This is a genomic window from Gramella sp. AN32 (genome assembly GCF_023718305.1).
Classification (GTDB): domain Bacteria; phylum Bacteroidota; class Bacteroidia; order Flavobacteriales; family Flavobacteriaceae; genus Christiangramia; species Christiangramia antarctica.
In genome coordinates this window covers 14,215-27,128 of the sequence record NZ_QEYO01000002.1, presented here as the reverse complement: position 1 = coordinate 27,128, position 12,914 = coordinate 14,215, and the positions used below count along the sequence as shown (strand labels likewise).

At 37.4% G+C, this 12,914-nt stretch carries 15 protein-coding genes; 7 read left to right on the top strand and 8 right to left on the bottom strand.

Annotated features, from left to right (window positions below; genetic code table 11):
• Nucleotides 1-1,845: a SulP family inorganic anion transporter gene (locus DHD80_RS02580; protein ID WP_251739379.1), complete on the top strand. Its 1,845-nt coding sequence runs from the start codon at nucleotides 1-3 to the stop codon at nucleotides 1,843-1,845.
• Nucleotides 1,846-1,901: 56 nt separating this feature from the next.
• On the opposite strand, the gene DHD80_RS02575 is transcribed toward DHD80_RS02580, so the two are convergent.
• On the bottom strand, nucleotides 1,902-2,432 hold the full coding sequence (locus DHD80_RS02575) for a CvpA family protein (RefSeq protein WP_251739377.1): 531 nt from the start codon (nucleotides 2,430-2,432) through the stop codon (nucleotides 1,902-1,904).
• Nucleotides 2,433-2,476: 44 nt separating this feature from the next.
• On the opposite strand from DHD80_RS02575, the gene DHD80_RS02570 reads away from it, so the two are divergent.
• The 4 genes from DHD80_RS02570 to DHD80_RS02555 all read left to right on the top strand — a co-directional run bounded on the left by DHD80_RS02570 (nucleotide 2,477) and on the right by DHD80_RS02555 (nucleotide 4,511).
• Complete coding sequence (locus DHD80_RS02570; RefSeq protein WP_251739375.1) at nucleotides 2,477-2,833, top strand: hypothetical protein; 357 nt, start codon at nucleotides 2,477-2,479, stop codon at nucleotides 2,831-2,833.
• A 90-nt stretch (nucleotides 2,834-2,923) separates the two neighbouring features.
• Nucleotides 2,924-3,943: a phenylalanine--tRNA ligase subunit alpha gene (gene pheS / locus DHD80_RS02565; protein WP_251739373.1), complete on the top strand. Its 1,020-nt coding sequence runs from the start codon at nucleotides 2,924-2,926 to the stop codon at nucleotides 3,941-3,943.
• Entirely contained in the window at nucleotides 3,943-4,119 is a 177-nt protein-coding gene (locus DHD80_RS02560) for a hypothetical protein (RefSeq protein WP_251739371.1), read from the top strand. The genes pheS and DHD80_RS02560 overlap by 1 nt, the downstream gene beginning before the upstream one ends.
• Nucleotides 4,116-4,511 carry a hypothetical protein gene (locus DHD80_RS02555; protein WP_251739370.1) on the top strand — a complete coding sequence of 132 codons (396 nt, stop codon included), beginning with the start codon at nucleotides 4,116-4,118 and terminating at the stop codon, nucleotides 4,509-4,511. The genes DHD80_RS02560 and DHD80_RS02555 overlap by 4 nt, the downstream gene beginning before the upstream one ends.
• 51 nt (nucleotides 4,512-4,562) lie before the next feature.
• Here the strand turns inward: DHD80_RS02555 and DHD80_RS02550 are convergent, their stop codons facing one another.
• The 3 genes from DHD80_RS02550 to DHD80_RS02540 form a co-directional block, all read right to left on the bottom strand.
• A complete protein-coding gene (locus DHD80_RS02550; RefSeq protein ID WP_251739369.1) occupies nucleotides 4,563-6,206 on the bottom strand; it encodes a hypothetical protein in 1,644 nt (547 codons plus the stop codon).
• Between the two features lie 183 nt (nucleotides 6,207-6,389).
• A complete protein-coding gene (locus tag DHD80_RS02545) occupies nucleotides 6,390-7,007 on the bottom strand; it encodes a hypothetical protein (RefSeq protein WP_251739367.1) in 618 nt (205 codons plus the stop codon).
• A gap of 161 nt (nucleotides 7,008-7,168) precedes the next feature.
• Nucleotides 7,169-8,164 (bottom strand): NAD(P)H-dependent glycerol-3-phosphate dehydrogenase, encoded by a 996-nt coding sequence (locus tag DHD80_RS02540; RefSeq protein WP_251739926.1) that lies wholly within the window; start codon nucleotides 8,162-8,164, stop codon nucleotides 7,169-7,171.
• Nucleotides 8,165-8,504: 340 nt separating this feature from the next.
• Here DHD80_RS02540 and lysM point away from each other — a divergent pair, with 340 nt between their 5' ends.
• Entirely contained in the window at nucleotides 8,505-9,008 is a 504-nt protein-coding gene (gene lysM / locus DHD80_RS02535; protein WP_251739366.1) for a peptidoglycan-binding protein LysM, read from the top strand.
• A gap of 133 nt (nucleotides 9,009-9,141) precedes the next feature.
• Here the strand turns inward: lysM and nadD are convergent, their stop codons facing one another.
• Genes nadD through DHD80_RS02515 form a run of 4 tightly spaced genes read right to left on the bottom strand, consistent with a single transcriptional unit; the run spans nucleotide 9,142 to nucleotide 12,206 of the window.
• Nucleotides 9,142-9,726 carry a nicotinate (nicotinamide) nucleotide adenylyltransferase gene (gene nadD / locus DHD80_RS02530; protein WP_251739360.1) on the bottom strand — a complete coding sequence of 195 codons (585 nt, stop codon included), beginning with the start codon at nucleotides 9,724-9,726 and terminating at the stop codon, nucleotides 9,142-9,144.
• A complete protein-coding gene (gmk, locus tag DHD80_RS02525) occupies nucleotides 9,727-10,299 on the bottom strand; it encodes a guanylate kinase (RefSeq protein ID WP_251739358.1) in 573 nt (190 codons plus the stop codon).
• Nucleotides 10,300-11,157: a YicC/YloC family endoribonuclease gene (locus tag DHD80_RS02520; RefSeq protein ID WP_251739356.1), complete on the bottom strand. Its 858-nt coding sequence runs from the start codon at nucleotides 11,155-11,157 to the stop codon at nucleotides 10,300-10,302.
• 59 nt (nucleotides 11,158-11,216) lie between these two features.
• On the bottom strand, nucleotides 11,217-12,206 hold the full coding sequence (locus DHD80_RS02515; RefSeq protein WP_251739355.1) for an alpha/beta fold hydrolase: 990 nt from the start codon (nucleotides 12,204-12,206) through the stop codon (nucleotides 11,217-11,219).
• 79 nt (nucleotides 12,207-12,285) lie between these two features.
• Here DHD80_RS02515 and DHD80_RS02510 point away from each other — a divergent pair, with 79 nt between their 5' ends.
• Nucleotides 12,286-12,783, top strand: coding sequence for a thioesterase family protein (locus DHD80_RS02510; protein ID WP_251739353.1), 498 nt, complete (start codon nucleotides 12,286-12,288; stop codon nucleotides 12,781-12,783).
• The last annotated feature ends 131 nt before the right edge of the window (nucleotides 12,784-12,914 follow it).

The window sequence follows — 12,914 nt, the reverse complement described above, 5'->3', positions numbered from 1 at the left end:
ATGAAATTTTTTAAACATTTACGCGGAGATCTCTTTGGTGGGATTACCGCAGGTATAGTTGCACTTCCACTGGCCTTGGCCTTTGGGGTTCAATCTGGTCTGGGACCAGATGCCGGATTATATGGAGCGATTTTCATAGGATTTTTTGCCTCACTTTTTGGAGGGACCAATACACAAATTTCCGGGCCAACGGCACCCATGACGGCAGTCTCTATGGTGATTATTGCAGGAATTGTTGCAGCCAATAATGGAGATGTCTCGCAGGCTTTACCGGCAATTTTGTTAGTATTCTTGCTGGCAGGTCTAATGCAAATCATACTGGGAGTACTAAAACTGGGAAAATATATAAAGTATATTCCTTATCCCGTGGTTTCCGGATTTATGACCGCCATTGGGGTAATTATCCTGGTTACACAACTTTTACCTTTGCTGGGGTATTATGTATCAGATGACGAGAATTATATTCAGGAATTCAAACCCCAGGCAGAAGAAGTTCTCCTGGATAATATTTTGAAAGAAGAAGCCGGGGAAGGTTTGCTCGTATTGGAAGATTTTGAGCAAACTATAAATAGAGCGAAAGAGATTTCTGAAGAAGATATTAATAAAGAAGCTTTAAATCTTGCTCAGGGTGCAAGCTCCGGGGTTTTAGGCGCAATAAAAACCCTACCCCGTGCACTCAAGAATATTGATTATCTGGAATTGATCCTGGCAGGCTTAACCATTTTAATCATTTTCGGTTTCAAGCGTATTACTACGGCAGTTCCAAGTACCTTGGTTGCTTTGTTGGCGGTATCAGGTGGAGCCTATTTTATGAAACTAAATTACAGGCCAATTGAAGAAATCCCCAGCGGATTTCCCATGCCACATCTTGAAATTTTTACCGGTTTCGACATGAGCATGGTTTCGCCCTATATTTTTACCGCTCTAACCCTGGCGCTTTTAGGTGCGATAGATAGTTTGTTAACTTCGGTAGTGGCAGATAATATGACTAAAACGCGGCATAACCCTAATAAGGAACTGGTTGGCCAGGGAATTGGAAATAGTGTTGCTTCCATTTTTGGAGGGATCCCGGGCGCAGGAGCAACCATTAGGACCGTGGTAAATATCAATTCCGGAGGTAAAACAAGGCTATCAGGAATGACGGCCGCCATATTGTTATTGGTTATATTGCTTGCATTGGGCCCTGTAGCCTCTCAAATTCCGGCAGCTGTATTGGCAGGAATTCTAATCACTGTAGGAATAGGGGTGATGGATTATAAAGGTTTAAAAGCCATTCCATATATTCCGAAATCTGAAGTAGCGATTATGATTGTAGTACTCTTACTGGCTACATTCTGGAACCTTGTATATGCAGTTGGAATTGGTCTTGTTTTCGCCGCACTTATCTTTATGAAAAAGATGGGTGATCTTAATGCGGAAAGATCTAAAGTGGTTAAACTTAGCGCTGCTGATGAATTGAAAGCTCGCTGGGCAGATGAAATGAACTTTCCAGATAAACTGAAGGAGGAAGTGTATATTAAAAGACTGGACGGGCCTTTATTCTTTGGTTATACCAATGAATTCCAATCGCTGGCGGGTTCAATTCCAGATACGGCCAAACATGTGATCATACGGATGGATCGGGTACCTTATGTAGACCAGTCTGGATTGTATGCCCTGGAAGATGTGATATTGAACCTGCGTAGAAACGATATCCAGGTACTTCTTACAGGACTTCAAAATCAACCAAGATTTAGAATGGAAAAGATTGATCTTATTCCAGATCTTTTGGAGGAAAAGTACATATTCAAAAACTTTAAAGAATGTATGCAATATGTTCGGCAGAATGTTGAAAATGTGGCATAAGCCATTTAATTAGTTAGTTAATAAGAAAACCCGGAAATGTCAATTTTCGGGTTTTTTTATCGCTCATATTTTTCCACATCATCGTCCAGTAGATGTTGATCTTCCACTTCTTTAACAATCGTTGGTAAAATAATGGGAGCGATCACGGCAACAGGCTCGTATAAAATGGAATTTTCAAGTGTTGCTTCATCTATAATTTCAATTTTTTCGTTGGTAGCTTTAAAAAACATAATGATCACACTGGTTACAAAGGCTACCTTTAAAAATCCAAATATCGCGCCCAACAATTTATTAACGATTCCAAGCGCCACAAAACCTGCCATTTGAGTCAATAATTTTCCAGCCAGTGAGACCAGGAAAATAATGAGGACAAAGGTTATCGCAAAACTAATAAGATTGAGGTAGCGTTGGGTCCATTCAACATAATTTGCTAAAACTTCAGCCAGGAAATGGGAAAAATGGATTGCGCCGTAAATCCCGGCAATAATTCCCACGAGCGAGGCAACTTCAGAAAGCAATCCGCGGAAAAAACCTCTAACTAATCCATATAATAGAATGAGGCTTAAAATTATATCGACTGTATTCATGAAGTAAATATAATAATTAAAAATCTTGATAGTATCTTTGCGCCATGGCGAGAGATGAACAATTAAAGGAGCGTTGGACCATTCTGCAAAAAAAAATATCAGATCAATTTGCCGATGGGGATTTGCTGGACCTGGATGCCATTATTTATTTGATTGGAGTCCAGGAATTGGGAAAACCTCATAAGCAATATAAAAAAGATCACAAAATCGACCTAATGCATATTGCGATTTGCACCTTACTGGAACCTTACGGCTATTATGAATTTGAATATTATGACGAAGAAGGCTGGCCGCACTTTAAAATAAAAGAAGTTTTACCACCGCTTAAGGCTGGCGAGCAGTCAGTTCTCATGAAAGAGGCGATCGTGAATTATTTTCTTGAAAAAGAATATATCTCCTAATCTCTTATTTTACTGAAAAGCTTAATATTCTAAATACCATCTTTGGGCTGAATTTTTATTAAATTTGAAGCTTGAAAAAGTACTATTGAAATGATTGAAAAAATTAGAAATCATATTGCTGAAGTTGAAAATTTTCAGACGAATTCTAAAGATGAAATTGAAGCTTTCCGCATAAAATACTTGGGGAAGAAAGGGATTTTAAATGAATTTTTTGGTGCTTTTAAAGACGTTCCGAACGAGGAAAAGAAGGAATTTGGGCAGGTGGTCAATCAGCTCAAAAATGCTGCTCAGGATAAAGTTGTTCGATTAAAAGAACATCTGGAGAATAACCAGGAAGAGCAAGGTGTTTATGGAGATCTTTCCAGACCCGGCGAACCGGTTGAAATTGGTGCGAGACATCCCATTTCCATCGTAAAAAATCAAATTATTGAGATCTTTTCCAACATAGGATTTAATGTTTCTGAAGGTCCTGAAATGGAAGATGACTGGCATAATTTTACCGCGTTGAACCTGCCGGAATACCATCCTGCGCGTGATATGCAGGACACTTTTTTCATCCAGACCAACCCTGATATTTTATTGAGAACGCATACTTCATCAGTCCAGGTGCGGTATATGGAAGAGAATAAACCGCCTATTCGAACCATATCGCCGGGAAGGGTCTTTAGGAATGAAGCCATTTCAGCAAGGTCACATTGTATTTTTCACCAGGTGGAAGGTTTGTATATAGATAAGGATGTTTCTTTTGCAGATTTGAAGCAAACCTTATTGTATTTCACCAGGCAATTATTCGGAAAATCCAAAATTAGGTTGCGACCTTCTTATTTTCCTTTCACGGAACCAAGCGCGGAAGTTGATATTTACTGGGGACTTGAAACCGAAACCGATTACAGGATCACCAAAGGAACGGGATGGTTGGAAATAATGGGCTGCGGAATGGTAGATCCCAATGTGCTTAAAAATTGCAAGATCGATCCCAAAGAATATTCCGGGTTTGCCTTTGGAATGGGGATCGAGAGAATTGCCATGTTGTTATATCAAATTGGGGATATTCGTATGTTTTATGAAAATGATCTACGCTTTTTAGAACAATTTAAATCAGAATTCTAATGAAAAAATATGGAATGATTGCGCTTGCCATAATTATTATCGCAGCGATTGCTTATGTAACTTTTGTGATTGCCGTAGTGAAGATCGCATTTGGTTTGATTTTGTTCCTGGTAGCAGCGATATTTCTTTATTTTCTTTGGCACAAGATCAAAGATAAAGCTGAAGACGCTTTTTGAAAAAAGATCTGGAAATACCCGAAGTTAAAGATATTCATGTGGCGGCGGTTAAGGTATACAACACGTCATTTGAAGTTGACGAATGGAATGCCTATATCATCAATTCTGGTTCTCATGATATTGAAATGGTCTTGATCGTTTCTAAAGGCAGAAAGGATGGTAAAGAAACTTCAACCATGCGGCATAAAATCGAAATCTTACCCGCTGGCTCTTTTGCTAAAATTGAATTCCTTCAGGAAGATGTTTTAAAGCTGAACAATGAATTTCACGTCTCCTTTTTCCTGAACAACAAAATGTTTGACAAAAAATTTGTATTTCAAGCCAATTCTGTAAAGCAGTCAAAAGCAAGAAAAATACCCGTTATTCCGGAGGCAGGAATATTGGCAAAATAAAAAACCCCAGCATTTGCTGGGGTTTTTTATTCGGGTTAAATATGGGATATACTAAAGTTTTGAATTTACATCTTCTACAGTTCCTATCAAATTTCCACCGTTATTAATTTTTACCTCACCAAAAACGATCAATTTTGAATCTTCGCCAATGAATTCTAAAGTTCCATTGCTGTTGATAGTAAGATCTCCATAAATCACCATAGTACCTTCCATTCTCATGATACTTTTGGAAGTGATCACAAGGTTCTCTGTCGATTTATTGTTTCCAAGTCTTAAAGTTCCTCTCATATTAAAACCAGGCTCACTACTGATATTGGCACTTTTTTCAATATTCATTTCCCCACAGAAGTCAAGACCACCGTTTACATTCAGGGTTTTGATATTCATCACTCCTCCAAAGGAAAATTCTTCATTAGGATTTACGGTGAAATTTTTATTCCCCGTATACTCTTCCAAATCCGTACAAACCATAAACTCACTTTCTACAATATCTTCGGCAATAACATTAATTTTTAAGATTTTTAATCCGGTACCGGAAGCTACATAGATATATTCGTTAGCAGCCATTACATAATTGGCACTTCCGGAAATTTCAGCAATTCCTTCAGCGAGCGTATTTAGTTCTGTATCCAGCTTTAAGATATCCAGTCCTGCGCCTCCATTGGCCATATAGATGAAGTTGCCATCATAAGAGACCGTATTGGTCACACGGTCTTCGTTATCGATCATGGCGGCATCTGGGTGTATATTAAGAGGAAGGGAAATTAATCTTTCTCCCAAATCGAAATTATATATTCCTGCACCTTCTATACCTTCTGGAACAAGGATATTGCCCTCAAAAGCACTAATAGATCTTTGAGCTTCCGGAGTCATGACTTCGGTTGAAATCGAATTGACTACTTCCAGTACACCACCAGTTTCCTGAAAACTTAAAAGGCCCTCTTCTCCACTTAATACGACTAGTTTTCCATTCTGAACCACGGCAGACCTTAGATCGCCCAACAAACTTTCAGATTTCAGTTCAAATATATTTTCAGCACCTGTAAAATTGTAAGAGCCGGCAGCACCATTTATCCCACTGATAATAACGGGAGCATTATTGAGGTTAACAATATCTACCCCGGCGTATCCTATGAGGCCATAATTAACCATAAAATCTGAAGTAAATTCCCCATTAGAAGTTTCCACTTTTCCTAAAAGGCTACGGTTTCCGTTTTCACCCTGTGCAGTTGCTCCAGTGAAATAGATTGCATTCTCAGCGTCTACAAATAATGCATTAACGTCAGCCTTATCTGTAATCATCCTGCTTATTAAAACAGGATTATATTGATTGCTTACATCTACGATATCAATTCCGCCCAAATAGGTTTCTCCTTCTTTATTGTAGGAAATGTAGGCATAATTATCTTTTACGGCTACATGTGTCGCTCTTGCCGCCACGCCACCAATAAGTGGTGGTTCTACCATAGCGATTTGTTCAATACCAAAAATCCAGGCAGGTTCCATCGCTCTGTTAGTGGTCGCGTTTGTAACACCAATCACTCCAGATTCATTAAAACTAATTGCGTTTCCAAATTCCGAATTTTGTAGAACCTCAAATTCTTCGGAAGGATTATTGGTTTCATTTACATCATTGGTATTACAAGAAATTACTAAAAAACAAAAAAGTACCAGGTAAGATGATTTTTTCATCATAAGTTGAAAGGTTAGTTTGAGACGGTAAAAGTATGGAAAAAAGCCTGATATCAAGTTAAATATTAGAAAATGAGAGTATTATAAATTAAAGTAGGAAATAACCTATGTTACGTATAAAAATATGACATAAAAAAAGCCCCCAGAAACTGGAGACTTAATTCCTATGAAAAGAGATTAATTAACTTACAATTTTTTAGAAACATCTGTAAACGATCCTGCCACATCTACCTGTCCATGCTTAATGACTTCACCTCTAACTTCCAGAGAATTGTGATCTCCGAAGAATTCAATCATAGCACCGTCATCCAAAATAAGGTCACCGTTTACAATAATAGCTGCATTTTCCACATTTAAATGACTGCCATATCCAATTCTTAAATCAGCTGCAGTTAAAGTTCCTACACCTATGTTGATACTTCCTGTAGAATTTACAGAGATCGTATTTTCAACAGTAAGGTCTCCGCAGAAATTTAATTTACCCTGTACTTTTAGGTTTTTTAATGAAGTTAAACCATGATAGGATTGAACTTCCCGTGGAGGGATTATAAGTGAGCTTTTACCTTTATAATGTACTGTATTTCCGCAATCTACAAGATCTTTAATGAGACCTGTTTCTTCTGGGGGAGGCCAAACTGTTCCTTCTGGCCCTCTATGCCATTTGCCTTCTACTCCGGTTTGGGGATCTTTATGGCTATGAAACAATTCTTGTTCTGGAGTTTCATCATAATCCTGGGCGGATTTGTCACAGGAAACAATAAAAATACTTGCTATAAGAAGGAATCCAATAGTTTTAATTTTCATGATTTTGAATCTATTAGTGATTTGGTAACTCAAATGTATACTTAATTCTTTAAGATGCAACATTTTATCGATGAAATGCATAAAAATAATAAAGTATAGGCATGTTCCAGTATAGAAGAGTTAAAAAGGGATTCATGCTTTTGGAAATAAGAAATCTCATATTAATCTAATTTATCCACAAGTTTCTTAAATACTTTTTTGGGATTTTTTCCTTCATAAAGAATAGCATACACTGCATTAATGATGGGAGTCTTAGCCTTTTTTTCTTTATTGATCTTGTAAGCGCTTTCTGCAGCATAGTATCCTTCAGCAATCATGCTCATTTCCATTTGTGCACTTTTTACGGTATATCCTTTTCCTATCATATTTCCAAACATTCGGTTACGGCTAAAAACTGAGTATCCTGTCACCAATAGGTCGCCTAAGTAGGCAGAATCGTTAATATTCCTTTTCATTTTATGCACCTTCTTGATGAATTTTTTCATCTCCCGAATGGCATTACTCATTAAAACACTTTGAAAATTATCGCCATAACCCAAGCCATGTGCGATCCCCGCAGCAATAGCATATATATTTTTTAGCACCGCGGCATATTCTGTTCCAATTACATCGTCACTGGTTTTGCAGGTGATATAATCGCTGCTGAGAAAGGCCGCCAACAATTCTGCTTTTTTTTCGTCTAAACAGGCAATGGTTAAATAGGAAAGTCGTTCCAGGGCTACTTCTTCGGCATGGCAGGGTCCGGTTAAAACGCCAATATTTTCCATAGGAACATCATGATACTGATTAAAATGTTCACCAACGATAAGGCTGGTTTCAGGTACAATTCCTTTAATCGCGGAAAAAACCACTTTATCATGAAGGGGTATGGTCAAATTTTCAAGTTCTCTTTTTAAAAATGCTGAAGGGATTGCAAATATTAGAAAATCTGAAGCTTCTACCGTGGTATTAATATCGTTGCTTAGATTAAGCTGATCTGTATTGAATTCAACAGAACTTAGGTAATTAGGATTGTGATCCTGTTTTTTAATATGTTCAACAGCATAAACGCTGCGCATATACCAGTTAACGTTTTCCAGGTTCTCACAAAGCATTTTAACAATTGCCGTGGCCCAACTGCCACCTCCAATTACTCCAAAACTCGGTTTTTCATTCATTTTATTATCAATTATGAAATTCAAAAATAGGAAATTTAAGGAGATGCTATTCAAATGAGCAAAAGCGAATTTTTTTTGCGAATAATGAAATTGAAACTTTAACAAAATAACGCTGCATTCTATGCAATCTTTTAAAGAAAGGCTGCGTTATTAATTTGTTCTTTCGTTTCATCTTTAAGAAAGAATATTTAGTTTTTTGGTTGGTTATTTAGTTGAAAAAACCGTTTCGAAAGGGACGGTTTTTTTGTGTTTTACGAAAACTTTAGGACGGCTCTTTCCAACTGTTTAATTTAGCTTTTGTACATTTAAGAATATAAATCAACTAAACAATTGAATTGAAATGGGATTATTTTCATTTATTAAAGATGCCGGTAAAAAAATATTTGGTGTCGATAAGAAAAAAGAAACTGTTGAAAAATCAGAAAGTTCAGAAATAATTGAACGTAGGGAAAACGAGAAAGCAGCCAATAAACTTGAAGAAACTGTTCGTGACCTCAATTTAAAAGCTGAAAATTTAAAAATTCATATCGAAAATGATACTGCGGTAATTTCAGGGAAGGCTTTGGACCAGGCAACAAGGGAAAAAATTATTCTTGTGGTTGGAAACAGTGAAGGAATTGCAGAAGTAGATGATCGTATGGATGTTCAGAATAAAGAACCGGAAGCAGTTTTTCATACGGTAGAAAAAGGAGATACCTTATCTAAGATTTCCAAAAAACATTACGGAGATCCTAATAAGTATCCGGTGATCTTTGAAGCTAACAAACCCATGCTTCAGGATCCTGATAAAATATATCCTGGCCAGGTGTTGAGAATTCCAAATTTGGACAATAACCGCCAGTAAAAAACAGAAGACTGTTTTAAAATTTTGAGAGTGCCGCATTGAGAGCAGTCGACGTTCTAGGTTGTTGTTCCACAATGAAAAAAGTAGGATCATTCAACTAAAAAGGGCAAGCAAGAAATTTTTAAAACAGTCTTTATTTGTAAAAATTCATTTCATCGGTGTATGCCCAGACTTCATAGGGCAACAATGGCCGAACATTTTTACCTTCTTTTATCCCTTTTCGAATTGCCGTTGAAGATATCTGCAGTATAGGTGCCTGAATCCTTGTAACCTTTGCTGAAAACTTGTCGTAATCTATGGGATCGCCTTCAGCTATTCGCGGATATACATAAATATTATAATCTTCCAGGATAGCTTCATAATTTTTCCATTTATGAAGGCTTATCAAATTGTCTTCTCCCATAATTAGAGAAAAGTCTAGATCAGGATATTTTTCAGCTAAATGAATTAACGTATTAATAGTATAATTTGGCTGTGGAAGATCAAATTCTATCTTGCTCGGCTTTAATTTGGGATAAGGCTCGCACGCGCGGTACACCATTTCCAGTCGATGGTGGTTATCCAAAAGCGTTTTCTTCTTCTTAAAAGGATTATGCGGCGTTACTACCAGCCAGATTTCATCCAGATCTGAATATTCAGCCATATGATTGGCGATAATAAGATGACCGGTGTGGATAGGATTAAAGGTGCCGAAGAAAAGTCCTATTTTCTTTCTCATTTAGCCTTTGATATAATTAGAAACCAGATCATAAGCCTCTTTTAAGGCAATCTCTAAATTATTATTTTCAATAATAAAATCAAATTGCGGTGCAGTAGCCAATTCTATTGAAGCTTTTGCCACGCGCATATTTATTTTATCTGCACTTTCAGTCTTTCGCTTTTTGAGCCTGATTTTTAGCTCTTCAATACTTGGAGGTTTTACAAAAACCGCTAAAGTCCTGTTTGGATAAATATTTTTTATGTCTAAACCACCAACCACATCAATATCAAATATCACATGTTTGCCATTTTGCCAGATCCTTTCAACCTCGCTTTTTAAAGTGCCGTAGAAATTATCCCTATAAACTTCTTCCCATTCCAGAAATTCGTCATTTTTGATCTTTTGCTTGAATTCTTTTAGAGAGAGAAAATAATAATCTTTCCCGTGAACTTCATCTCCGCGAGGTTCTCTTGAAGTGGCGCTAATGGAAAAGTCCAGTTTAAGTTCCGGATGGTTTAGCAAATGCCGTACAATCGTTGTTTTTCCTGATCCTGAAGGTGCGGAAAACACGAAAAGCTTCCCTTCATTCATTTAAAGTACGTTTAAAATTTGCTCCTTTATTTTTTCCAGCTCGTCTTTCATTTGAACAACTAACTGCTGCATTGGGGCATAATTAGATTTGCTCCCAATGGTATTTACTTCCCTGCCAATCTCCTGTGAAATAAAAGCAAGTTTTCTTCCGTTAGAATCGGCGCTGTTCATCGTTTTTTGAAAGTAATCAAGATGATTATCCAGCCGAACTTTTTCTTCAGTTATGTCGAATTTTTCTATATAATAAACGATTTCCTGCTCAAACCTGTTTTCATCAGCGGTTTCTTTAATCTCTTCGATCCCTTTTCTAAGGCGTTCCCGCACCATATCAATTCGTTCTGGATCCATGGAAATAATCTGCTCCAGTAGATCCTTAATATTGTCAATTCTTAGATTGAGATCTTTTTCCAGCGCTTCACCTTCATCAGATCGAAAATTATTGATTTCCACTAAAGCATCTTTTACCGAATTTTCAATGATCCTAAATTCTTCCTCATCGATCTCTTCGCGCTCTGTTTTAAGGGTATCTGGCATTTTTACAGCCATTTTAAGCAATTCAATATCACTAACGTCCACGATTTTTCGCAGCTGACCCATATAATTCTGAACCACTTCCGTATTGATATTGGTGATGGTTTGATCGCCAACAAATTCAACGTAGATGGAAAGATCTACTTTCCCGCGATTGAGCGAATTTGAAATGATATTTCGGAGATCGAGTTCCTTTTCCCGGTATTGCGAAGGAATGCGCGCATTCAGGTCAAAATTCTTGCTGTTGAGGGACTTAAGTTCAACAGTGATTTTTTTATTGGGAATTTGTGTAACGCTCTTCCCGAAACCTGTCATAGATTGGATCATGCCTGAATTTTAAAAGCTTGCGCAAAGATAATCAATTCTCGTCCATCTCCAATTTTAGCTCAATGTGTAGATTTTGATGATTTCTCCACTTGTTCCATCGCAAACTCAAATGCCCGCTTTTCGTGATAATAGGTAGTTGAATGGGTGACAAATCCCACGTGCCCGCCATAATCTGGCATTTCCAGGAATATTTTTTCTGAAATCTCAGCAATATCGATGGAATAACATTTTTCAGATAGAAAGCTGTCGTTTTTAGCATTCAAGATAAAATCCGGAATTTTAATCTGCTGAAGAAATTGTAAACTGCTGTTTTGGGTATAATAATCTGAAGCATCTGTAAAACCATGTGCTTTTGACGTGTAGAGATCATCAATATCCCTTAAGGAATTACAGGACTGGATCGATTTTCTATCAATTTCATCGGGATACTGATTAGCCCGGGCAAACAGTTGTTCTTTTAAGCTAATTTCAAATCTCTTAGAATAGATAAAATTTCGCATTCGGTTGATCGCTCCTAAAGAACCTTCCAGATCGCAGGGTACAGAAATGGCAATTCCAGCTTTAATTTCCACGGGCCGGTTTCTCTTCTCACCTAAATATTTTAAAACCATGTTACCTCCAAGACTAAAACCCAAAAGGATTAAATTCGAATATTTGTCGTTTTTAAGTACATGCTTTATGACTTCTTGAAGATCTTCAGTTGCACCGGCATGGTAGCTTTGATATTTGCGATTGGGTTCATCACTGCAACCACGAAAATTCATGGCAATAGCATCATAGCCTTCAGAAATAAATTTTTTGGCCATTCCCTGCATATAAGGCCTGGAGGCGGTTCCCGCCAGACCATGTAAGAGGATCACCGCATTTTTGGTTTTGCCTTTTTCAGAATAATTCCATTCAAGATCCAAAAGATCACCATCTGAAAGTTCCAGTCGTTCTCTTTCCGGAACGGGTAAAGGTACTTTGCGAAATTTAGAAGCATAAATGGTTGCCGCATCTGCACTTCTAAATATCCTGGGCGGAATGTAATCACTGGAAAGAACGGGCATAAATAAGGCTTTTAAGGTAAACTTAGGGAAAATTTGTTGCGGCGAAAAGGCTTTAATGAGTAGTTTTGAATAAAAATACATGTATTCAAAGCAATTCGAAATACGTTGGAGCGATCTCGATGCCAACAGGCATTTGGCGAATTCAGCCTATATAAATTTTATGAGCCACACGCGAATGGGATTTTTGATGGAAAATGGTTTCGGTCAAAAACAACTCGCGCAACATAACATTGGTCCTGTGGTTTTTACTGAACATGTTTATTATTATAAGGAAATTTTTGCTGGAAAACCGGTAACGGTAAGTCTGGAGTTAGATGCAATTTCTAATAACGGAATGTATTTTGAGTTCCTGCATAACATGTACGATTCCAAAGGAAATCATTGCGCAAGCTGTGAAATGATGGGTGCCTGGATCAATCTGGAGACCAGAAAATTAACGGCTCTCCCACAGGAACTTATGGAAGGGATGTTGCAAATGACCAAAACCAAAAATTTTAAAACGATCACCAAGGAGGACACCCGAAGATTTGGTAAGCTGCCTCAAAATATTAGCCCGGAAGAATTGATGGGGCTATAATTTTGGTTTCAGAAAATTTATAATGTTACTAAACTTAAAACACATTTAATCCAAATAATTCCCTGATGGTACTGCGGGCAAAATAATTTTGAAGTTTCTATCGGAAGTAGGGGAAACATTTTAATTTTAGA

Excerpts from the sequence above, each read along its gene's own strand:
- nadD (WP_251739360.1), bottom strand. The coding sequence starts at position 9,726 with ATGAGAAAGAAAATAGGACTTTTCTTCGGCACCTTTAATCCTATCCAC.
- gmk (WP_251739358.1), bottom strand. The coding sequence starts at position 10,299 with ATGAATGAAGGGAAGCTTTTCGTGTTTTCCGCACCTTCAGGATCAGGA.
- DHD80_RS02520 (WP_251739356.1), bottom strand. The coding sequence starts at position 11,157 with ATGATCCAATCTATGACAGGTTTCGGGAAGAGCGTTACACAAATTCCC.
- DHD80_RS02560 (WP_251739371.1), top strand. The coding sequence starts at position 3,943 with ATGAAAAAATATGGAATGATTGCGCTTGCCATAATTATTATCGCAGCG.
- pheS (WP_251739373.1), top strand. The coding sequence starts at position 2,924 with ATGATTGAAAAAATTAGAAATCATATTGCTGAAGTTGAAAATTTTCAG.
- DHD80_RS02570 (WP_251739375.1), top strand. The coding sequence starts at position 2,477 with ATGGCGAGAGATGAACAATTAAAGGAGCGTTGGACCATTCTGCAAAAA.
- lysM (WP_251739366.1), top strand. The coding sequence starts at position 8,505 with ATGGGATTATTTTCATTTATTAAAGATGCCGGTAAAAAAATATTTGGT.
- DHD80_RS02550 (WP_251739369.1), bottom strand. The coding sequence starts at position 6,206 with ATGATGAAAAAATCATCTTACCTGGTACTTTTTTGTTTTTTAGTAATT.
- DHD80_RS02545 (WP_251739367.1), bottom strand. The coding sequence starts at position 7,007 with ATGAAAATTAAAACTATTGGATTCCTTCTTATAGCAAGTATTTTTATT.
- DHD80_RS02515 (WP_251739355.1), bottom strand. The coding sequence starts at position 12,206 with ATGCCCGTTCTTTCCAGTGATTACATTCCGCCCAGGATATTTAGAAGT.
- DHD80_RS02580 (WP_251739379.1), top strand. The coding sequence starts at position 1 with ATGAAATTTTTTAAACATTTACGCGGAGATCTCTTTGGTGGGATTACC.
- DHD80_RS02575 (WP_251739377.1), bottom strand. The coding sequence starts at position 2,432 with ATGAATACAGTCGATATAATTTTAAGCCTCATTCTATTATATGGATTA.
- DHD80_RS02510 (WP_251739353.1), top strand. The coding sequence starts at position 12,286 with ATGTATTCAAAGCAATTCGAAATACGTTGGAGCGATCTCGATGCCAAC.
- DHD80_RS02540 (WP_251739926.1), bottom strand. The coding sequence starts at position 8,164 with ATGAATGAAAAACCGAGTTTTGGAGTAATTGGAGGTGGCAGTTGGGCC.